This window comes from Cellulosimicrobium sp. CUA-896, from assembly GCF_001942335.1.
Taxonomy (GTDB): Bacteria; Actinomycetota; Actinomycetes; order Actinomycetales; family Cellulomonadaceae; genus Cellulosimicrobium.
Map to the genome: position 1 here is coordinate 13,514 of NZ_MKKH01000024.1, position 20,655 is coordinate 34,168.

General features: G+C 74.3%; 13 protein-coding genes, 2 pseudogenes and 1 riboswitch. Of the genes and pseudogenes, 11 read left to right on the forward strand and 4 right to left on the reverse strand.

All coding sequences use genetic code 11. The annotated features are described in order from the left end of the window. Positions 1 to 68: 68 nt before the first annotated feature. The 7 genes and pseudogenes from BJF88_RS09425 (at position 69) to BJF88_RS09450 (ending at position 11,322) form a co-directional block, all read left to right on the forward strand. On the forward strand, positions 69 to 1,286 hold the full coding sequence (locus BJF88_RS09425; protein ID WP_075828605.1) for an ROK family transcriptional regulator: 1,218 nt from the start codon (positions 69 to 71) through the stop codon (positions 1,284 to 1,286). After that, entirely contained in the window at positions 1,283 to 2,020 is a 738-nt protein-coding gene (locus BJF88_RS09430) for an ATP-binding cassette domain-containing protein (protein ID WP_075828606.1), read from the forward strand. The genes BJF88_RS09425 and BJF88_RS09430 overlap by 4 nt, the downstream gene beginning before the upstream one ends. Before the next feature lie 92 nt (positions 2,021 to 2,112). Then, complete coding sequence (locus BJF88_RS23440; RefSeq protein ID WP_369824546.1) at positions 2,113 to 2,991, forward strand: hypothetical protein; 879 nt, start codon at positions 2,113 to 2,115, stop codon at positions 2,989 to 2,991. Positions 2,992 to 3,225: 234 nt separating this feature from the next. Then, on the forward strand, positions 3,226 to 5,685 hold the full coding sequence (locus BJF88_RS09435) for an ATP-binding cassette domain-containing protein (RefSeq protein ID WP_369824547.1): 2,460 nt from the start codon (positions 3,226 to 3,228) through the stop codon (positions 5,683 to 5,685). A 439-nt stretch (positions 5,686 to 6,124) separates the two neighbouring features. Beyond that, positions 6,125 to 9,277 (forward strand): annotated as a pseudogene (locus BJF88_RS09440) (alpha-amylase family glycosyl hydrolase); the annotation flags it as partial. 507 nt (positions 9,278 to 9,784) lie between these two features. Beyond that, positions 9,785 to 10,555 (forward strand): HEAT repeat domain-containing protein, encoded by a 771-nt coding sequence (locus BJF88_RS09445; RefSeq protein WP_075828607.1) that lies wholly within the window; start codon positions 9,785 to 9,787, stop codon positions 10,553 to 10,555. Further along, complete coding sequence (locus BJF88_RS09450) at positions 10,555 to 11,322, forward strand: hypothetical protein (RefSeq protein WP_075828608.1); 768 nt, start codon at positions 10,555 to 10,557, stop codon at positions 11,320 to 11,322. Before BJF88_RS09445 ends, BJF88_RS09450 begins: the two co-directional genes overlap by 1 nt. Positions 11,323 to 11,331: 9 nt before the next feature. On the opposite strand, the gene purU is transcribed toward BJF88_RS09450, so the two are convergent. Continuing rightward, positions 11,332 to 12,246 carry a formyltetrahydrofolate deformylase gene (purU, locus tag BJF88_RS09455; protein WP_255371916.1) on the reverse strand — a complete coding sequence of 305 codons (915 nt, stop codon included), beginning with the start codon at positions 12,244 to 12,246 and terminating at the stop codon, positions 11,332 to 11,334. Between the two features lie 107 nt (positions 12,247 to 12,353). Between purU and BJF88_RS09460 the strand changes: the two genes are divergently transcribed. Together BJF88_RS09460 and BJF88_RS09465 are read left to right on the forward strand one after the other, a co-directional pair. Next, positions 12,354 to 12,947, forward strand: coding sequence for a GNAT family N-acetyltransferase (locus tag BJF88_RS09460; protein WP_083649016.1), 594 nt, complete (start codon positions 12,354 to 12,356; stop codon positions 12,945 to 12,947). 24 nt (positions 12,948 to 12,971) lie between these two features. Beyond that, entirely contained in the window at positions 12,972 to 14,288 is a 1,317-nt protein-coding gene (locus BJF88_RS09465; RefSeq protein ID WP_075828609.1) for a family 16 glycosylhydrolase, read from the forward strand. On the opposite strand, the gene BJF88_RS09470 is transcribed toward BJF88_RS09465, so the two are convergent. The 3 genes and pseudogenes from BJF88_RS09470 to BJF88_RS09480 all read right to left on the reverse strand — a co-directional run bounded on the left by BJF88_RS09470 (position 14,289) and on the right by BJF88_RS09480 (position 17,838). Then, positions 14,289 to 15,335, reverse strand: coding sequence for a glycoside hydrolase family 26 protein (locus BJF88_RS09470; protein WP_255371917.1), 1,047 nt, complete (start codon positions 15,333 to 15,335; stop codon positions 14,289 to 14,291). It lies immediately after the preceding gene. Between the two features lie 204 nt (positions 15,336 to 15,539). After that, positions 15,540 to 15,809 (reverse strand): STAS domain-containing protein, encoded by a 270-nt coding sequence (locus BJF88_RS09475; protein WP_075828611.1) that lies wholly within the window; start codon positions 15,807 to 15,809, stop codon positions 15,540 to 15,542. A 119-nt stretch (positions 15,810 to 15,928) separates the two neighbouring features. After that, positions 15,929 to 17,838 (reverse strand): annotated as a pseudogene (locus BJF88_RS09480) (glycosyltransferase). A gap of 399 nt (positions 17,839 to 18,237) precedes the next feature. Next, positions 18,238 to 18,353: riboswitch (ZMP/ZTP riboswitch) on the forward strand. Positions 18,354 to 18,434: 81 nt separating this feature from the next. On the opposite strand from BJF88_RS09480, the gene glyA reads away from it, so the two are divergent. Together glyA and BJF88_RS09490 are read left to right on the forward strand one after the other, a co-directional pair. After that, entirely contained in the window at positions 18,435 to 19,736 is a 1,302-nt protein-coding gene (gene glyA / locus BJF88_RS09485; protein ID WP_075828612.1) for a serine hydroxymethyltransferase, read from the forward strand. Further along, positions 19,733 to 20,614 (forward strand): bifunctional methylenetetrahydrofolate dehydrogenase/methenyltetrahydrofolate cyclohydrolase, encoded by an 882-nt coding sequence (locus BJF88_RS09490; protein ID WP_075828613.1) that lies wholly within the window; start codon positions 19,733 to 19,735, stop codon positions 20,612 to 20,614. Before glyA ends, BJF88_RS09490 begins: the two co-directional genes overlap by 4 nt. Positions 20,615 to 20,655 lie beyond the last annotated feature (41 nt).

The window sequence follows — 20,655 nt, forward strand, 5'->3', positions numbered from 1 at the left end:
GGTCCGCGCACCGCGCGGGCCCGGCCGGTCCGTCCGGATAGACTCCCCGCGTGAGAGGACGGCGTGCCATGTCCGGGTCGCAGTCCTCCCTGCGGGAGGCCAACCGCGCGGCGGTGCTCGACGCGGTCAAGCGCCACGGCGGTCTGACGCAGGTCGAGCTCACCGGGGCCACGGGCCTGTCCGCCGCCACGGTGTCGACGATCGTCAAGGAGCTCGTCGCGACGGAGCTGGTCGCGGTCCGCAGCACGACGCGGTCGGGCCGACGAGCTCAGCTCGTCACGCTCACCCACCGGCTCGGGCTCGCGGCCGGCGTGGAGATCGGCCACCGCCGGCTGCGCGTCGCGCTCGCGGACGCGTCGCACGACGTCCTCGCCGAGCAGGTGCTGCCGCTGCCGTCGGAGCACCGCGCCGACACGACGCTGGACCGCGTGGCGCTGCTCGTCGTCGAGCTGACGGAGCGGATCGGCCGCGAGCTCGACGAGGTCGTCGGGGTGGGGGTGGCGGTGCCCGCACCCGTCGACCCCGAGTCCGGCACGGTCACCGCACCCGGCGTGCTGCACGGCTGGGACGGCGTGGCCGTCGCGCAGGTGCTGGAGAAGCGCATCGCGCGGCCCGTGTTCGCCGACAACGACGCGAACCTCGGGGCCCTCGCGGAGAGCGCGGTCGGCGCGGCGAAGGACTGCTACGACGCGCTGTACGTCCGTGTCTCGCACGGCACCGGCGCGGGCATCGTCCTCGGCGGGCGCGTCCTGCACGGCGTGGCCGGGACGGCCGGCGAGATCGGCCACGTGCTCGTCGACCCCGGCGGCGCGATCTGCCGCTGCGGCAGCCGCGGGTGCCTCGACACGGTCGTCGGCGGCCCGGCGTTCCTCGAGCCGCTGCGCACGAGCCACGGGACCCTGACCCTGCGCGACGTCGTCACGCGTGCCGTCGCGGGGGACCCGGGGTGCGCGCGCGTGGTCGCGGACGCCGGCGCCGTCGTGGGGCGCGTGGTCGCCGACCTCGCGACCTCGGTGGCGCCGCAGCGCGTCGTCGTGGGCGGCGAGCTCGCCGAGACGGGCGATGTGCTCCTCGCCCCCCTGCGCGAGGCGCTGCGTCGACGGGCGCTGCTCGACGTGCCGCACCCCCTCGACGTCGTGCCCGCCGCGCTGGGCCCCCGCGCGGAGCTCGTCGGCGCGATCGTCCTCGCGCTGCAGTCGACGGACCTGCTCCCGTCGGCCGGTATCGTTCCGGTCGACCGTCCTCGTGCGGAGCACGAGGCCTCCGCGGGTGGAAGGACCTCATGAGCCGCGACCGGACCCCGCTCCTCGCGCTGCGCCAGGTCGTCAAGCGGTTCGGCGCGGTGGAGGCGCTCGTCGGCGTCGACCTCGAGGTCCGGGCCGGTGAGGTCGTCGCGCTCGTCGGCGACAACGGCGCCGGGAAGTCGACGGTCGCCAAGATCGTCGCGGGCGTGCTGACCCCCGACGCCGGCCTCGTCGAGATCGACGGCGAACCCGTGACGATCGGGTCGCCGGCGGCGGCGAACCGGCTGGGCGTCGCGACCGTGTTCCAGGACCTCGCGCTCTCGGAGAACCTCGACGTCACCCAGAACATCTTCCTCGGGCGCGAGCTGCGCACGCGGCAGGGCTTCCTGCGCGACCTCGAGATGGAGCGCGTGACGCGTCAGATCCTGCAGACGCTCACGGTGCGCGTGCCGTCGGTCCGCACGCCGCTGCGCACGCTGTCGGGCGGCCAGCGGCAGGCGGTCGCCATCGCGCGCACGCTCGTCGGCGAGCCGCGTGTCGTCGTCCTCGACGAGCCGACGGCCGCGCTGTCGGTCGCGCAGACCGCCGAGGTGCTCACCCACGTCCAGCGACTGCGCGACATGGGGCTGGGCGTGATCCTCATCAGCCACAACATGACCGACGTGCGCGCCGTCTCCGACCGCATCGAGGTGCTGCGGCACGGGCGCAACAACGGCTCGTTCGAGGCCACGGCCTCCCACGAGGCGATCCTCGCCGCCATCACCGGAGCCGCCTGAACCGGAGCCCGGCCGCAGCCGCGCCGCGCGGCAGGTGCCGCAGCGAAAATCGGTACGGGAACCCGCCGTTCCCGGCCTAGGGTCGACCCGCCATGATCGACGCCCCCACCGGCACCCAGGACCCCGCCGCCCCGCACACCCGGACGGCGGGGGCTCCGGCGCGGCCGGACGACGACCCGGCGCGCCGGCTCGACCTGCGCCGCCTGCGCGGTCCCCTGTCCGTGGTCGCCCTGCTGGCGCTGACCGTCGGTGCGGTCGGCACGGCCCTCGGGACGGTCGTCGCCGGGTGGCTCGCGGAGGACCCCACCGTCGCGACGCTGCAGCTGCTCGCGGCGCTCGTCGTCGGGGCGGCGCTGCTCGACACGGTCGGGCAGGTCGTGTGGGCAGGCGTCGTGGACCGCGCCGAGGGCCGGCTCCGCGGGGACCTGCTCACCGCGGCGCTGCACCAGCCGCTGGACACCCTCACCGAGCAGGCGGTCGGGGAGGTCCTCGACCGCGTCGACGACGACACGCACGCCGTCGGCACGCTCGTGCGGCGGCAGCTCTGGGGCGCCGGCCGCACGCTCGTCGGCGTGGTCCCGATGTGGGTCGTGGCCGGGCTGACGTGGTGGCCCGCGTGGGCGCTGTTCCCCGTCCTCGGGCTGGTCGCGTGGTTCCTCGTGCGCCCGATGCTGGGCGAGATCGCGCGGCGCAAGGTCGTCGAGGAGGTCGCGTGGACGGACCACGCCGCGGCGTTCGAGGAGGCCGTGGCCGCGCGCGACGACCTGCGCACGAGCCTCGGGCAGGAGTTCGCCGTCAGCCGCCTGGCGCGGCGCTCCGCGAGGTGCACCGGCGGTTCGCCGCGGTCGTCACGGTCGAGTCGCGCATGCTGCGGCGTGCCGGACTGGTGCTCGCGTCGCTCCTCGCGGGCGTCGCGCTGGCCGGTGCCGCGCTCGCCGCCGACGGCGACCTCCCCGTCGACCGGCTCGTGACCCTGTTCCTCGTCACGGCGCTGTTCGTCGGCCAGACGGACAACCTCGTCCACCACCTCCCCGACATCCAGGAGGGCCTGGGCGCGATCACGCGCATCCGGCAGCTGCTCGCCGTGGCGCCCGAGCCGGCCGGTGGCCGGGCCGTGCCCGACGGCCCGGTCGGGATCGAGCTGCGCGACGTGCGCTTCGCCTACGCCGAGGGCACGTTCGCGCTCGACGGCGTGAGCCTGCGCGATGCCGGCGGGGGAGACGCTCGCCCTCGTCGGACGCACCGGCTCCGGCAAGTCCACGCTCGCCTCGCTCCTGTCCCGCGCGGTCGAGCCCGAGCCCGGGCAGGTCCTCCTCGGCGGGGTCGACGTGCGCGACCTCGACCTCCAGGCGCTGCGGGGGGCCGTCGGCGTCGTGACCCAGCGGACGGAGATCCTCGCGGGCACGCTCGCCGAGAACGTCGCGCTGTTCGCGGACGTGCCGCGCGCGGACGTCGAGGCGGCCGTGCGCGAGCTGCGGCTCGACGGCTGGGTCGCCGGCCTGCCGGACGGCCTCGACACCCTCCTCGGCCCGGGCGGCACGACACTGTCCGCGGGCGAGGAACAGCTCGTCGCCTTCGCGCGCCTGCTCGTGCGCGACGTCCAGGTCGTGGTGCTCGACGAGGCCACCGCCCGGATGGACCCGCTCACGGAGTCGCGCGTCGTCGCCGCCGCGGAGCGTCTGCTCGCCGGGCGCACCGGCGTCCTCGTCGCCCACCGCCTGACCACGATCGAGCGCGCCGGGCTCGTCGCCGTCCTCGAGCGCGGACGGGTCGCCCAGCACGGCCCGCGGGCCGCGCTGGCCGAGGAGCCGGGACCGTACCGGAGCCTCGTCGAGGCGAGCGCCGCGCACGACGGCGCCCTCGACGACGCCGCGGTGCCGACGCCGTCCCGCGACGACGCCCCGTCCGCGCCCGAGGAGGAGGCGGCCGCCACCGTCGGCGGTCGCCGGCGCCGCGGCACCCCGCCCACGCTGCCCGACCACGGGGACGGACCGAGCCTCGCCCGCGGCGTCCTGCACGCGCTCGTCGTGCGGCCCGCCTGGGGGGTCGTGGGCGCCGGCCTGTTCCTCGTGGCGAGCCTGTTCTCCGCGCAGGGCGCCGTCACCGGGTTCCTCTGGGGCCGTGCCGTCGAGGACGTCGACGGCGGCTTCCCCGCCGCGGTGCTCGTCCCGCTCGCCGCCCTCCTCGTCGTCGCGCCGCTGTGCCTCGCGCGGGCGCTGTACGTGTACCCGCGGTGGTGGGTCGAGGTCCTCCTGCGCGTGCGAATGGCCGTCATGGCGGGCCAGACGCGCCAGCAGCGCCTCCCCGCCACCCCGCCGGGCGAGGTCGTGGCCCGCGCCATGGACGCCGACCGCTTCGTCCGGTACGCCGACCGGTGGGTCGACCTCGTCAACGGCCTCGTGATCGCCGGGGTCACCGCCCTCCTCAGCGGCTCGTGGCTCGCGGGCGCCGTCCTGCTCGCCGTCATGGTCGTCTCCGCCGCCGCGTCCGCCCTGGGGCGACCGATCGCCGGGCGCTCGGCGACGCGCTCGTCCGCGGCGCGGGCCCGGTTCGGCCGCGCCCTCGTCTCCGCGCTCGACGCCGCGCGCACCGTCAAGCTCGCCGCCCGCACCCCCCAGGTGCACGCGCACCTGCACGACGTCGACGCCGGCCGCGTGCGCGCCGCCATCTTCGAGCACCGCGTGCAGGCCGCGCTCGACGGCGTGCCGCTCGTCATGATCCAGCTCGGCGTCGTCGCCGCCTGGGCCGGCCTGCTCACCGGGACCTGGGACCTCGCCACCGCGCTGCTCGTCGCCAACGCCGTCAACGGCTTCGGGTGGTTCGGCGTCGTCGCCGGCGCCGTCGTCACCGAGGCCCCCGGGACGCGCTCGTGGCAGCGCGCGACGAGCCGGTTCGCCGCCGGCACCGACCTCATGGACGTGCCCGGCGGCGTCGACCTCGTCGCCGGTGCCGCTCCCGTCCCGTCGCCCGTCGCGCGGCAGCCGCTGGAGCGGCTCGACCTCGCCGGCGTCACCGCCGTGCACGACGACGGCACGATCGGCGTCCAGGGCGTCGACCTGTCCGTACGGCGGGGCGAGCTCGTGCTGCTCCTCGGCCAGGTGGGCTCCGGCAAGTCCAGCCTGCTCGCCGCGCTCGCCGGGCTCATGGAGCACACCGGCACCATCCGGTGGAACGGCACCGACGTCGTCGACGCGCAGGCGTTCCTGCGCCCCGGGCAGGTGTCGTACGTCGCCCAGGTGCCGCGCGTGCTCTCCGGGACCTTCGCAGACAACGTGCGCCTCGGCCACGACCGCGAGCTCGACGGCCCGGTCGCCGCCGCGCGCCTCGAGCGCGACGTCGTCGAGGCCGGCGGGCACGAAGCCCTCGTCGGCCACCGCGGCGTGCGACTCTCGGGCGGGCAGGTGCAGCGGCTCGCGCTCGCCCGCGCCCTCGCGACCGACGCCGAGCTCCTCCTCGCCGACGACGTCTCCAGCGCGCTCGACGCCGCGACCGAGATCGAGCTGTGGACCTCCCTGCGCGAGCGGGGGACCACCGTCATCGGCTCGACCTCCAAGCGCGCCGCGCTCGCCCGGGCCGACCGCGTCGTCGTGCTCGACGACGGGGTGGTCGCCGAGGTCGGGCCGTGGCGGGAGCTGTCGGCGCGGTGGAGGCACCTCGCGGGCTGAGGGCCGTCTTCGGTCGCGTCGCGCTGCGGTCTTGCCTCCGCACCGGGAGTGGCCCACCGGCGGTGCGGTCGTCGCCTCCGCGGAGGGAGGGGCAGGTCGCGGCGGGTCTACCATCCGCCGCTCGTCCCTCGCGGCTCCCGCCAGACCCGCCACGACCCGCCGCAACCTGCCCCACCCTCCGCTCAGCCTGCGGCTTCCGCCGTTCCCTTGACCGCCTGAAGTCTCCACTCGTCGTCGTGGCAGGTCACCTCGCTGCGTCCGGCACGCTCTCGGCATGTGCTCCCTCGGAGGCGCACGCCTCTTGTTGCAACTTCAGCAAGCAGTACAGTCGCGAACAGCCGCTCACGGAGAAGGTCACGGTCGACGTCGCCCGATGGTGGACGCGTCGCCGCGCACGTGCCGGCGGCCTCAGTTCCCACCCCTGGACGAGGGAGTCCGCATGATCTCCACGCCGCGACGGCGTCCGCCGTCGCCGACCGCGTCACCCACCGCCTCGCCGGCCCCCGCCCCGCGCTCGCGCGCTGCGCGGGCGACCGCGTCGGTCACCGCGCTCGCGGTCGCGAGCACCACGCTCGCCGGCCTCACGGTCGCCGCACTGGCCGCGCCCGCGACGGGCGCGACCGCACCGCCGCCCTCGTGGGCGACCTCCAGTCCGAGCTCGCTGCGCCGCCGACTGGGACCCCGCCTGCGCCGCGACCGAGCTCGCCCCGACGGAGACGGCCGGCGTCTGGTCGGCGGAGTTCGACGTCCCCGCCGGCACGTGGCAGTACAAGGTCGCGATGGACGACGCCTGGGACGAGGCCTACGGCCGCGACGGCGGGGCCGAGAACGCACCCCTCGTGCTCGGCGGGGACACGCGCGTGCGCGTGACCTTCGACGACGCGACGCATCGCATCGCGCTCACGCCCCTCGGCCTCGCCGGCGAGTACGACGACGCGCAGGACGCCGCGCTCGTCGTCCCGCCCGTGCGCCAGCCGGGGTCCGACGAGCGGTTCTACTTCGTCATGACCGACCGGTTCGCGAACGGCGACCCGTCGAACGACACCGCCGGCCTCGGCGACGACCCGCTCGTGTCCGGGTTCGACCCGACGAACAAGGGCTTCTACTCCGGCGGCGACATCGCAGGCCTGCGCGAGAGGCTCGACTACGTCGAGGGTCTCGGCACGACCGCGATCTGGCTGACGCCGTCGTTCAAGAACCAGCCCGTCCAGGGCACCGGCGCCGACGTGTCCGCCGGGTACCACGGCTACTGGATCACCGACTTCACGCAGATCGACCCGCACCTGGGCACCAACGCCGAGCTCGAGGCACTCATCGACGAGGCGCACGAGCGCGGGATCAAGGTCTACTTCGACATCATCACGAACCACACGGCCGACGTCGTCGACTACGAGGAGAAGCAGTACTCCTACGTCGACCAGGCGACGTCGCCGTACCGGGACGCGGCCGGGAACGTCTTCGACCCGGCCACCTACGCGGGCACCGACGACTTCCCGGAGCTCGACCCCGCGACGTCGTTCCCGTACACGCCCGTCGTCCCGGCGGGCAAGGAGGACCTCAAGGTCCCCGGGTGGCTCAACGACCCGACGCTCTACCACAACCGGGGCAACTCGACGTGGACGGGCGAGTCGGTCACCTACGGCGACTTCGACGGCCTCGACGACCTCATGACCGAGCACCCCACGGTCGTCGACGGGTTCGTCGACGTCTACCAGGACTGGGTGGACCTGGGCATCGACGGGTTCCGCATCGACACGGTCAAGCACGTGAACTTCGAGTTCTGGGAGCGCTGGACCACCGAGGTCCTCGACTACGCGCACGCGCAGGGCAAGGACGACTTCTTCATGTTCGGCGAGGTGTACGACGCCGACGCCGCGAAGCTCTCGCCGTACGTGCGCCGCACCGACATGAGCTCGACGCTCGACTTCACGTTCCAGTCGGCCGCGACGAGCTACGCGAGCGGCAACAGCGCGAAGGGCCTCGCGGCGCTGTTCGCGAGCGACGACATGTACACGACGCCCGACACGTCGGCGAGCGCGCTCCCGACCTTCCTCGGCAACCACGACATGGGACGCGTCGGCTACATGCTCGCGAGCACCGACGACCCGCTCGCGCGCGACGAGCTCGCGCACGAGCTCATGTACCTCACGCGCGGCCAGCCCGTCGTGTACTACGGCGACGAGCAGGGCTTCGCCGGCACGGGCGGCGACAAGGACGCGCGCCAGACGCTGTTCGCGACCCAGGTCGCCGAGTACGCCGACCAGCCGCTCGTCACCGGCGAGACGGCGGGCAGCGTCGACCGCTACGACACCGACGCGCCGCTCTACGCGCACATCGCGTCGCTCGCGGCGCTGCGCGACGCGCACCCCGCGCTCGCGACCGGTGCGCAGGTGGAGCGCCACGTCGAGAACGGGGCGGGCGTGTACGCGTTCAGCCGCGTCGACCGCGAGGAGAAGGTGGAGCACCTGGTCGCGCTGAACAACGCCGGCGAGGCGCGCGAGGCGACGTTCACGACCCTCACGCCCGGCGCCTCGTACGCCGTCCTGCACGGGGACGCCGAGCCCGCCACCGCCGACGCCGAGGGCACGGTGACGCTCACCGTCCCGGCGACGTCCGCCCTCGTGCTCGTGGCCGACCGCGAGGTCGGCGCGAACTCGACCGGCGAGATCGCCGTGACCGTCCCGGCGGCGGGCGCGGGCGTGACCGGCGTCGCGCCCGTCGCGGCGACGGTCGATGCCGACGCGTGGGCGGAGACGTCGTTCGCGTGGCGCACCGTGGGTGCTGCCGGGGCGTCGGCGTGGCACCACCTCGGCACCGCCGAGGACACGACGCCGCGTGTCTTCCACGACGTGACCGGCCTGCCCGAGGGGACGCTCGTCGAGTACCGCGCCGTGACGACCGACGCCGACGGCGACCGGGCCGCCGCCTCGACGTTCGCGAGCGTCGGGGTCGACGTCACCGGCACGGTCAGCGAGGAGCCCGAGCCCGAGATCGACCTCGTCACCGTGCCCGGCAGCCACAACGCGGCGATGGGCTGCGCGGGCGACTGGGCCCCCGGCTGCGAGGCCGCGAAGCTGACCCAGCGCCCCGACGGGGTGTACGCGGGCACGTTCGACGTCCCGGCCGGCACGTACGAGTACAAGGTCGCGATCAACGGCTCGTGGACCGTCAACTACGGCGTCGGCGGCGTGCCGGACGGCGGGAACGCCACCTACACGACCGACGGCGGACCCGTCACCTTCTACTGGGACCCGGTGAGCAAGGACTTCTCGAGCACGGCGCAGGGACCCCTCGTCACGCTCCCCGGCTCGTACCAGGACCAGGTCGGCTGCCCGGGCACGTGGCGCCCGACTGCCTCGCGACGTGGCTCAAGGACCCCGACGGCGACGGCATCTTCACGTGGTCGACGGACGACCTCGCCGCGGGCGCCTACGAGACGAAGGTCGCGCACGGCCTGGGCTGGGCCGAGAACTACGGCGTCGGCGGCGCGCCCGGCGGGGCGAACTACCAGTTCTCCGTCGGCGACGGCGAGACGGTCACCTTCACGTACGACGTCGCGACCCACGTGCTCGAGATCGCCGTCGGCCCGCCGGCGGACGACGAGCTCCCCGTCACGGTCGAGGCGCAGGCTCGCTGCCTCGCGGGCAAGGCCTACGTCGCCGTGCGTGCGACGAACGAGGGCCCGCTCCCGGTCCACGTGCGCCTGGAGACGCCGTTCGGCTCGCGTGCCGCCGGGACGGTGCAGCCCGGGAAGAACGCGTACCAGTCGTTCACGACGCGGGCGCGGTCGGTCGCGGCGGGCGAGGCCACGGTGACGGCGACGGCACGGGTCGACGGCGAGGAGGTCACCTCGACGTTCACCGCGCCCTACGAGGAGCTGACCTGCTCCTGAGGTCACCGGTACCGACGCGCGCGCGACGGCCGTCCTCCTCCCGGAGGGCGGCCGTCGCCGCGTCACGGGGCCACGACGTCCGTCTCTCTCCAGGTAGCGCCTCCGGTCGTCGACGACCGGACGCCGACGCGGGTCGAGGCCCGCACCGGCCGGCCCATCGACCCGGTGCCGCCGGCCCCGCCGTCGGACCCCTGCACGGAGCCGAGCATGACCACCGAGAACGCGCCGGACGCCACGAGCCCGGCCAAGCCCCCTGTCCACGTCGTCGACCGCCCCGACCTGCCGCCGCCGCGGCTCGGCCCGGAGACGATCGACGACTTCCTCGTCTGGGCCGCGTCGGTCCCCGTCGGGGAGGTCGACGCCGTCCGGCGGGCGATCGCCTCGGCAGCGGCGTCGCAGCGTGACGAGCTCGTCGACCTCCTGCACCGGGAGCTGTGGCGGCTCCCGGTCACCGACGTCTCCCGGCACCTCGTCCTGCTGTCCACCGTCGGTGAGCTGCGGGACCCGCGCTCGGCCCAGGGCCTGGCGGACCTCGTGTGGTTCGAGCCCCTCGTCGACGAACGGCCGGGCAGCACGCCGGGCTGCTCCTTCGAGGTCGACCCGACCCGGATGATCCAGGCGCGTGCCGTCGAGATGCTGTCGTACCTCGCGACGGAGGAGGCCGACCGTCTCACGGTGCGGGTCGCGCTCGAGCACCCCAGCCCCGCGGTCCGCGCCGCGGCGATCGACGCGCACCTGTACAACCACGGTGACTCCGCCGAGGAGGCGGACCGCCTGCGCGCGGTCGTCCGCTCCGAGGACGTCGTGCTCGTCGGCGTACCGCGCTTCACCCGCGACACCGACCCCGACGAGCTCGCCCGGTCGGTGCAGGAGTTCTACGACCGCCACCCGTCGGAGCGGGCGGACGACCCCCGGCACGGCGACGAGCCGCAGCCGCGGCACCGGGGGACCGGGACACCCGCCGAAGGGAGCGCGTGATGTGCCAGGACAACCGGAACCTCGAGGAGATCGTCGTCCACGGGCTCATCGGGACGATGGGGGTGAGCTACGACGCGTTCAACGCGTGGGCGAGGTGGTACTTCCAGATCACCAACGACTCGTGGGACCCGTGGGGGGCCGGTGACCCCAACGACAAGAGCAGGCCGTACGGCAAGACGCTCAACGCGCTGTTCCTCATCGGGTACGCGCTGAGCGACAACCACAACCTCCAGTGGCACTCGCTCGAGGACTACGAGTCGGTCGTCTCGGGCCAGGACAACCGCTTCCACGGCCACAACTACAAGCGCCGTCTCGTGCGGACGCAGCCCGAGGCGAGCGCGTCCTCCAACCGCATCGACATGTTCTGCCCGCTCTTCGCCCCGGGCTCGATCTCGAACTTCGCGAGCCACCGGGCCGGGGTGATGGTGCACGAGGGGTGGCACCTGTGGCAGCGCAAGCACGGGTTCGACAGCTCGCACCCGACCGGCGGCGCGAGCACGTGGTCGCAGGGCGACAAGTTCTACTTCCACGGCGTCGGCGCCTACGAGTTCGGGCACCTCCACGGGTACTCGACCACGCCGGGCGCGGTCCGGTTCCACTCGCCGTACCAGGTGGAGGCCGAGTTCTTCGCGGACCTCGCCGAGCTCGCCCGTCCGCAGGTGCCGTCCGTGGTGACCCAGACGGCCCGCAGCCACGGCAACATCCTCCTCGCGAACGCCTTCGTCAACGCGACGCCCTACCGGATCGGTCAGCCGCGGCCCTGGTGACGGCGTCGCTCAGCGGAAGACGACGGTGCGGTGGCCGTCGAGCAGCACGCGGTGCTCGGCGTGCCACCGGACCGCGCGGGCGAGCGTCTGACGCTCGACGTCCTCGCCGATCGCGACGAGGTCCTCGACGCGGCGCGAGTGGTCGACGCGCTCGACGTCCTGCTCGATGATCGGGCCCTCGTCGAGGTCGCCGGTGACGTAGTGCGACGTCGCGCCGATGAGCTTCACGCCCCGGTCGTGCGCCTGCGCGTAGGGGCGTGCTCCCTTGAAGCTCGGCAGGAACGAGTGGTGGATGTTGATGATCCGCCCGGGCATCTCCCGGCAGAGGTCGTCGGACAGGATCTGCATGTAGCGCGCGAGGACGACGAGCTCGACGTCGAGCTCGGCGACGAGCTCGCGCAGCCGCGCCTCGGCGGCCGGCTTCGTGTCCCGCGCGACCGGGACGTGGTGGAACGGCTTGCCGTAGAACTCCGCGATGTCGGCGAGGTCGGTGTGGTTCCCGACGACGCCCACGACGTCGATCGGCATCGCCTGGGACCGCTCGCGGTACAGCAGGTCGACGAGGCAGTGCGGAGCCCTGGACACCATGAGGAGCGTGCGCACGCGCCGCCCGACGACGTCGAGGTCCCAGCTCATCGAGAAGCGGGCCGCGACCGGCGCGAGGGCGCCGACGATCTCGTCGCGGGACGCGGCCGCCTCCACCTGGACGCGCATGAAGAACAGCCCCGAGAGCGGGTCGCCGAACTGCTGCGACTCGGTGATGTTGCCGCCGAGCCCGGCGAGCGCCCCGGCCACGGCGTGCACGATGCCCGGACCGTCCGGGCACGAGAGGGTCAGGACCCAGTGCTGCTGGGGACCGGCGGAGGGCTCCGGCGCGCCGCCGAGGGGGGCGTCCGGCGAGGTGGGAGGCACTGACGTGGGCACCCTCCGAGGGTAGCCGCGCGGCGGCGGGGCACGGCCCGGCGTCCTGTCCGCGGACATCACCCCGGGCACGCACCGTGCGGTGCGCGCTTCTCTGCGACGATGGAGCCATGAACGACGCGCAGATCACCACCCGCCTCGTCACGGACGCCGAGGCCGGCGAGCTCCTGACCCTGCGGCGGGCCGCGTTCGTCACGGAGGCCCAGCTGTACGGCGACCCGAACATCCCGCCGCTGACGCAGACCCTCCACGAGCTCCGGGACGACCTCGCGCGCGCGGGCGTCGTCACGATCGGGGCGTGGCTCGGCCCGCGCCTCGTCGGGTCCGTGCGGGTGGAGATCGAGGGGACGAAGGCGACGCTCGGCCGCCTCGCCGTCGCCCCCGACATGCAGGGCCGGGGCATCGGCACCCAGATGCTCTTCGAGGTGCTGCCGTACCTGCCCGAGCAGACGTCGGAGATCTGGGTCTTCACGGGCAAGGACTCGAAGCAGAACCTCGCGCTGTACACCCGGCACGGCTACGAGGAGCAGTACGACAAGGCGGCGGGCGACCTCACGTACACGTACCTGCGGCGCATCCTCGGCGAGGCCGAGGCGCGCAACCTCGCCGACCCGGCACCCGACGCGACGCGCTCGTCGACCGCGACTGACCTCCGGGCGCCGCAGAGTTCACGTCGGCGTAACGCCCGAGGGCTTGTGCCGTGACCCGGGCGCTCCCGACGATGGAGCATGCGGACGCGACTCCTCGTCGCGCTGATCGCCACGGTGGCCCTCACCGGGGCGCTCGCGGCGGTGCTGGGCGCGAGCACCACCTCCTCGGACGACCCCCCGACGTGGGCGGACGAGTTCGACGGTCCTGCCGGCACCCCTCCCGACCCGGGCCGGTGGCGGTACGACCTCGGCGGCGACGGCTGGGGCAACGGCGAGCTGCAGTACTACACGGACAGCACGCGCAACGCGGCGCACGACGGCGAGGGCCACCTCGTCATCACGGCGCGGCGTGAGAACCCGGGTGCCCGTTCGTGCCACTACGGACCGTGCGAGTACACGTCGGCGCGCCTGCTGACGGCCGGGCTCTTCGAGCAGCGGTACGGCACGTTCGCCGCGCGCATCAAGATCCCGCGCGGGCAGGGCGTGTGGCCGGCGTTCTGGATGCTCGGCCGCGGCGTCCACACCACCGACCCGTGGCCCTCGAGCGGCGAGATCGACGTCATGGAGAACGTCGGCAAGGAGCCGGGGACGGTGTGGGGCAGCCTGCACATGCCGGGCCGCTCGGGGGCGGACTCGGTGACCGCCGCGTCCGTCCTCCCCGACGGGCGCGCGTTCGCGGACGACTTCCACGTGTACTCCGTCGACTGGCGTCCGGGGGAGATCACCTGGTCGGTCGACGGAGAGACGTACGCACGCGTGACGCCCGACGACGCCGAGCGCGGCCGGTGGGTGTTCGACGACGCCCCGTTCTTCCTCGTCCTCAACGTCGCCGTGGGCGGTACGTGGCCCGGGCCGCCGGACGCCTCGACGCAGCTCCCGCAGCGGATGCTCGTCGACTGGGTCCGCGTCCACGCGGGCGAGGGGGACGGCGGAGGCGGCGGCGAGAGCGGCGGGGAGAGCGGCGGCGAGAGCGGCGGTGACCGGACGTCCGCGCCGGAGGAGGCGGCGGTCCCCGCGGCCCGACCGATCCAGGGTCACGCGGGCAAGTGCATCGGCGTGCCCGGCGGCGTCGCCGTCGACGGCACCGCGCTCGTGCTCGAGACGTGCGACGACGGGCCCGGCCAGCGGTGGACGTTCGACGCCGACGGGACGGTCCGCACGCTCGGGATGTGCATGGACGTCGCCGGCGGGTCGCGCGAGGACGGCGCGACGGTGCAGCTCGCGCCGTGCTCGGGCGTCCCGACGCAGCAGTTCGTGCTGGCGTCCGCCGGCGACCTCGTCAGCGTCCCGGCCGACCGGTGCGTCGACGTGCGGGACCGCTCCACGGCCGACGGTGCCCCGCTCCAGACCTGGACCTGTGCGGGGACCGCCAACCAGAAGTGGTGGCTCGGCTGATCAGCCGTCCCCGCACACGTCGACGTCCTCCGCGTACCGCAGCCAGGGGGGCAGGTCCGCGAGGAACGCGTCGCGCACCTCGGGCGAGCCCGCGGCCCGCCAGTCGACGTCGTCGTCGATCTCGATCTCGAACTTCGCCCACTCGAACCAGTTGATCATCTTCAGCTGCGGGTACTCCTCGTGGGTGCGCTCGGAGAACACCTGCCGCCACCACGCCCGCTTGACGGCGAGCTCGTCGGCGCCGTCCCGCGACGGGGTGTAGATCGCCGACGTCTCGGGGATGGCGACGGGGTGCCCGTGCTCGACGCCGTAGACCTGGTAGAAGTCCGGGATCGCGGCGTCGTCCCCCGCGGTGCCGACGTACGTGCCCGTCAGCATCGCGAGGAACTTCCCGTCCTCGGTCACGTCGTTGTCGCCCCACGGGCGCTGGTTGCCCCAGTGGTAGAGCGAGATGCCCACCCAGTCCACCGCGTCGTCCCCGGGGAAGTACGGGAGGTAGGTGTCGTCGGCCATCGTCACCGCGCCGTCGCCGTCGGTGTCGAGCGCGGCGTGGTCGGGCGTCCCCGGCAGCGCGGCGAACTGCCCGCCCGTGAACGGGTACCCGCCCCCGTAGTTCGGCGCCCACATCATGGAGGTGCCCGGGGCGCGCTCGTGGACCGCGGCGGCGACGCGGCGGAACGTCTCGACGTACTTCTGGGGCTGCTGGCCCCACGCGTACCAGGAGCCGTTCATCTCGTGGGCGAAGCGCAGGACGACGGGCACGCCGTCGGCGTTGAGGGCCCGCAGGTCCTCGGCGAGCCGGTCGACCACCTCGTCGCTCATCGTGTCGAGTCCGCCGTGCGGCTCGAGCGTGAGCAGCAGGACGCCGCCGTTCTCCTCGACCTGGCCCGCGGCACCGACCGTGTGCTCCCAGGTCGCGTCGTCGTACGGGACGTCGGAGAACTGGACGGCGACGGCGGGCGCGTGCGCGAGGTCGTCCCGGTGCTCGGCCAGCGTCTCGGCCTCCCAGTCGAGGTTGACCCCGAGGAGCGCACCCTGCTCGGGCACGACCGCGTCGCGTCCGCCATGCACGCCGCGCGCGAGCGCCCGGCATCGACGGGGTGACGCGCGTGAAGCCGTACCCCACGCGCTCACCCCGAGCGCCATCACGACCAGCGGGGCCACGAGCCCGATCCGGCGGCGCTGTGTGCGCCGGGGGTGCAGGACGAAGACGGGCCCGTCGCCGGGCGGCGGCTGCGGGGGGCGCCCGGATCACGGGGTCCCCGCCGTCGCGAGGGCGGCGGCGCGCTCGCCGTAGACGCGGGTGACCACGTCGAGTCGCAGCGCGGCGTGCGCGTGCGCGACGGCGCGGGACAGCCCGTGCAGGCGCAGGTCGCCGCCCGCGGCGCGGGCGACGCGTCCGAGGTCGAGGACGCCGGCCACCCCGGAGGGCGTGACGCGGTCGACCGCGGAGACGTCGAGGAGGACGAGGACGGGGCCGTCGACGACGGCCCCGGCGACCTGAGCGCGCAGCGCGAGCACCGCGCGGGCGCGAGAGGGCCGAGGACGGAGAGGTCGACGGTGCGCGGGTGCGCGACCGACGGCGCGACGGCAGAGGACGAGGGGGTGCTGACGATCATGGCCACGGTGAGCTCCTGGGACTAGTTCTCGAGGACGCGGACGGTGGCAGCGTCGTTGCTGTCCGCCGCCGAGCCCGCCGCCGGACCCGTGGACAGGGCGGCGGCGACCTCGGGCGGCGCGGGGTGGGGGTCGACGACGGCGTCGCCGGGCCCCTGGTAGCGGGCGGCGCCGACGACGACGCCGAGGAGGGCCAGGTCGACACCGACCCAGACGAGCGAGAGCAGGGTCGCGGCGTCGGACGCGTCGCCCGCGAGGGCGCGCTGGACCCCGACGGCCGCCGCGACGAGCAGGAGCGCCCCGGTGAGGAGCTGGACCCGCACGTGGCGGAACCCGCCGCCGGTGGACTGCTTGGTCTTGGACGTGACGGAGAAGGTGAGGTGCCGGCGCAGGAACACGGCGGCGGCGCCCGAGAGCGTCGCCGCGATCCACGTCGGGAACAGGGCGAACGACATCTGCTGCCCGCGCCACAGCCCGCGCGCCCCGTGCCCGGAGACCTGGAACAGCAGCTGGCAGGCCGCGAAGAACGGGACGAAGTGGAGGAAGAACAGGGCGGGGTCGGCGTGCAGCGGGAAGACGCCGGCGGTGAGGAAGAGGATCGGCGCGGCGAGGTAGGCGAGGGCGGCGAACCCGCTGAGGTAGCTCGTCATCGTGGCCAGGTACATGAGCCGCTGGGCGAGGGTGAGGCCGCTGACGGTGAGGGGGTTGTCGCTGAAGAACACCTGCATCGAGCCGGACGCCAGCGCAGGCGCTGGGAGAGCATCGTGCCCACGTCCTCCGGCGCGAGGCCGCGCACGAGGACCTCGTGGTGGTACACGCTCGTCCACCCCATCGCGTGCAGGTGCATGGCGGTCGCCATGTCCTCGGTGATGCTCGACGTGTCGAGAGGGTGGATGGTCAGCGCCTGGTCGGTCCGGGCGACGTCGACCGCCTCGAGGACGGCGTCCAGCTCGGGCACGACGTCGTCGGGCAGGTCGGGGTGCGCCACGACGGCGCGCGAGAAGTCCGCACGGAGCGCGTAGGTGATCTCGGAGAGCACCTCCCCGTGCCGGAACCCGTCCTCCGCCCGCCGGATCGCGGCCAGCGCCTCCTCGGCGACGGGCATCGCCGCCGGCTCGCGGACGGCGAGCTCGCCGAGCAGGTCCTGCACGCGCGAGCGGCCCGCGCGCAGCGCCTTGCGCATCCGGCCGTTCGCCGTGCGCGTGAAGCGCGTGAGGCCGAGGGCCATGAGCGCCTCGCGGCGCAGCACGGCGTTGGAGCCGCAGAAGAACGCGGCCCCCCAACCGTCCTTGCCCTGCTGGATCGGGCCGTAGAACAGCTCCGCGTTGCTGCCCAGCGGGTCCTGGCGCGTCACGTTCCAGAAGTGCTGCGGCGTCTGGACGAACGCGACCTCCTCGTCCGTGAAGTAGCCGAGCACCCGGTCGAGGAACCGCGGCTCCGGGACCTGGTCGGCGTCGAGGATCGCGACGAGCTCGCCCGTCGTGCGGAAGAGCGCGTTGTTGACGTTGCCGGCCTTCGCGTGGCGCGGCCGGCCCTCCCACTCGGGCCCTCGGGTGATGTACCCGACGCCGACCCGTGCGGCCGCGCGCTCGAGCTCCGGGCGGGCGCCGTCGTCGAGGATCCACGTCTCGTGCGGATAGGTCATGTCGCGGGCCGCGACCGCGGTCCGCAGGACGAGCTCGAGAGGCTCGTTGTACGTGGTGACGAAGACGTCGACGGTGAGCCCCTCGGGCGCCGGCGGCGCCGGGGGACGACGTCTCGCGTTCCACGTCGTCAGCGCGTAGAGGACGGTCTCCCCGAGGCTGTACGTCTCCGCGAGGACCAGCGGGACGGCGATCCACCACGCCTCCCACGCGACCGTGCCCGTCCAGCGCCACGTGATGTAGACCAGACCGAACGCCACCGCGACGACCGCGAGCACCCGGACCGTCATCAACCTGCTGCTTCCCATGCCCCGAACCCTTCGCCGTCCCGACCAACGACGAGCGCGTCGTGCGGACCCGCGAGGGGGACGCCCGGCGTGCTCCGGAGCGGCGGCGTCGGTGGCGTCGCGAGATGCGTGCTCAGCACCTCCACGTGCCGGTCGCGACCTCCCCCTCCCCGTCCCTGCCCCGCTCGCGCGGGACCCGGACGGAGGGCCGTGACGTGCCTCGAATGTAGACGAGCGGGTGAGGCCCGACCAGGCCTCCTGGGCCCGTCGCGGCGGAAATCCGCACGTCGGGCCAGAACCTGCACAGACCGGCAACGTCGCGGAAACCTCGCGCCCCCGGGGGCGGCCCGGCGTTCACCCGGTCGTCACACGGCGCCGCCGCGGCGCGGCCGTGGGGTAGCATCGACGCGTCGCGACTGGCGCGTCCCGGAGCTGCTTCGGCAGGCCGCGGGAGGGTGGAGAACCACCGGGGAGCGACGAGCTGTGCAGACGACGGGTCGTTCGCCTGGGCCCCGGGTCACCACCTGGTGGGTGCGTGCCCGGACGAGCCGCACCGGAAGCCGGACCGACGACACTGCCGCAGACCGCGAGGAGACGCCATGAGCGCCCAGCCCGTTGACCGCCCCGCCCCGAACGTCCTCGACGCCCCGCTCGCCGAGCTCGACCCGGAGATCGCCGCCGTCCTCGACGGGGAGCTCGCCCGCCAGCGCGACACGCTCGAGATGATCGCGTCGGAGAACTTCGTGCCGCGCGCGGTGCTGCAGGCGCAGGGGTCGGTCCTCACCAACAAGTACGCGGAGGGCTATCCGGGACGCCGGTACTACGGCGGTTGCGAGCAGGTCGACGTCGCGGAGAACCTCGCCATCGCGCGGGCGAAGGACCTGTTCGGCGCCGAGCACGCCAACGTCCAGCCGCACTCGGGCGCCACCGCGAACGCCGCCGTGCTGCACGCCCTGATCAACAAGGGCGACAAGATCCTCGGCCTCGAGCTGGCCCACGGCGGCCACCTCACGCACGGCATGAAGATCAACTTCTCCGGCAAGCTCTACGACGTCGCCGCGTACGGCGTGGACCCGCAGTCGTACCGCATCGAGATGGACGAGGTGCGCAAGCAGGCGCTCGAGACGCGCCCCGACGTCATCATCGCCGGCTGGTCCGCGTACCCGCGCCACCTCGACTTCGCGGCGTTCCGCGAGGTCGCGGACGAGGTCGGCGCGAAGCTCTGGGTCGACATGGCGCACTTCGCCGGGCTCGTCGCGGCCGGCCTGCACCCGTCGCCGGTGCCGTACGCCGACGTCGTGTCGTCCACGGTGCACAAGACCATCGGCGGCCCCCGCTCCGGCTTCATCCTCAGCAAGGAGGAGTACGCCAAGAAGATCGACTCCGCCGTGTTCCCGGGCCAGCAGGGCGGCCCGCTCATGCACGTCGTCGCGGCGAAGGCCGTGTCGTTCAAGATCGCCGGCTCGGCGGACTTCAAGGACCGTCAGGAGCGCACGCTGCGCGGCGCGAGCATCATCGCGGACCGCCTCGCGCAGGCCGACGTCGCCGAGGCGGGCGTCTCCGTCCTCACGGGCGGCACCGACGTCCACCTCGTGCTCGTGGACCTGCGGCACAGCGCGCTCGACGGCCAGCAGGCCGAGGACCTCCTGCACGAGGTCGGCATCACCGTGAACCGCAACGCGGTGCCGTTCGACCCGCGCCCGCCGCGCGTCACGTCCGGCCTGCGGATCGGCACGCCCGCGCTCGCGACCCGCGGCTTCGGCGACGCCGAGTTCACGGAGGTCGCGGAGGTCATCGCGACCGCGCTGCGCGAGGGCGCCGCGGCGGACGTCGAGGCGCTCCGCGGACGCGTCGCGACGCTCACGGCGGACTTCCCGCTCTACCCGGACCTCCAGCAGTGACGGCCCAGGTCCTCGACGGCAAGGCCACCGCGGCCGCGATCAAGGCGGAGCTCCGCGACCGGGTGACCGCGCTGCGCGAGCGCGGCGTCGTGCCCGGGCTGGGCACCGTCCTCGTGGGGGAGGACCCGGGCTCGATGTCCTACGTCGCGGGCAAGCACCGCGACTGCGCCGAGGTCGGGATCGCCTCCCTCCGGGAGGACCTGCCCGCGGACGCGACGCAGGCCGACGTCGAGGCGGCGATCGACCGTCTCAACGCCGACCCGGCGTGCACCGGCTACATCGTGCAGCTCCCGCTGCCGGCGGGCGTCGACACGAACGCCGTGCTCGAGCGCATCGACCCGGCCAAGGACGCCGACGGCCTGCACCCGACCAACCTCGGGCGTCTCGTGCTGCGCGTCAACGAGCCGATCACCTCGCCGCTCCCGTGCACGCCGGCCGGGATCGTCGAGCTCGTGCAGCGGCACGGCATCGACCTCGCGGGCAAGGACGTCGTGGTCGTCGGGCGCGGCACGACCGTGGGCCGCTCCATCGGCCTGCTCCTCACGCGCCGCGACATCAACGCGACCGTCACGCTGACCCACACCGGCACGCGCGACGTCGCCCAGCACCTGCGCGGGGCCGACGTGATCGTCGCCGCGGCGGGCGTCGCGGGCTTCGTCCAGCCGGAGCACGTCAAGCCCGGCGCCGTCGTGCTCGACGTCGGCGTGAGCCGCGTCGTCGAGCCCGAGACCGGGAAGGCGCGTCTGCGCGGCGACGTCGACCCCGGCGTCGCCGAGGTCGCGGGCTGGCTGTCGCCCAACCCTGGCGGGGTCGGCCCGATGACGCGCGCCATGCTGCTCGCGAACGTCGTCGACACCGCGGAGCGGGCGCTCGCCTGACGGCGCGGTCGGCAACGGACGGGCGTCGTGCGTGGCACGGC

Coding starts and splice junctions, on each gene's coding strand:
- BJF88_RS09435 (WP_369824547.1), top strand. CDS start 3,226: ATGCCGGCGGGGGAGACGCTCGCCCTCGTCGGACGCACCGGCTCCGGC.
- BJF88_RS09445 (WP_075828607.1), top strand. CDS start 9,785: ATGACCACCGAGAACGCGCCGGACGCCACGAGCCCGGCCAAGCCCCCT.
- BJF88_RS09430 (WP_075828606.1), top strand. CDS start 1,283: ATGAGCCGCGACCGGACCCCGCTCCTCGCGCTGCGCCAGGTCGTCAAG.
- BJF88_RS09465 (WP_075828609.1), top strand. CDS start 12,972: ATGCGGACGCGACTCCTCGTCGCGCTGATCGCCACGGTGGCCCTCACC.
- BJF88_RS09460 (WP_083649016.1), top strand. CDS start 12,354: ATGAACGACGCGCAGATCACCACCCGCCTCGTCACGGACGCCGAGGCC.
- BJF88_RS09425 (WP_075828605.1), top strand. CDS start 69: ATGTCCGGGTCGCAGTCCTCCCTGCGGGAGGCCAACCGCGCGGCGGTG.
- glyA (WP_075828612.1), top strand. CDS start 18,435: ATGAGCGCCCAGCCCGTTGACCGCCCCGCCCCGAACGTCCTCGACGCC.
- BJF88_RS09450 (WP_075828608.1), top strand. CDS start 10,555: ATGTGCCAGGACAACCGGAACCTCGAGGAGATCGTCGTCCACGGGCTC.
- BJF88_RS23440 (WP_369824546.1), top strand. CDS start 2,113: ATGATCGACGCCCCCACCGGCACCCAGGACCCCGCCGCCCCGCACACC.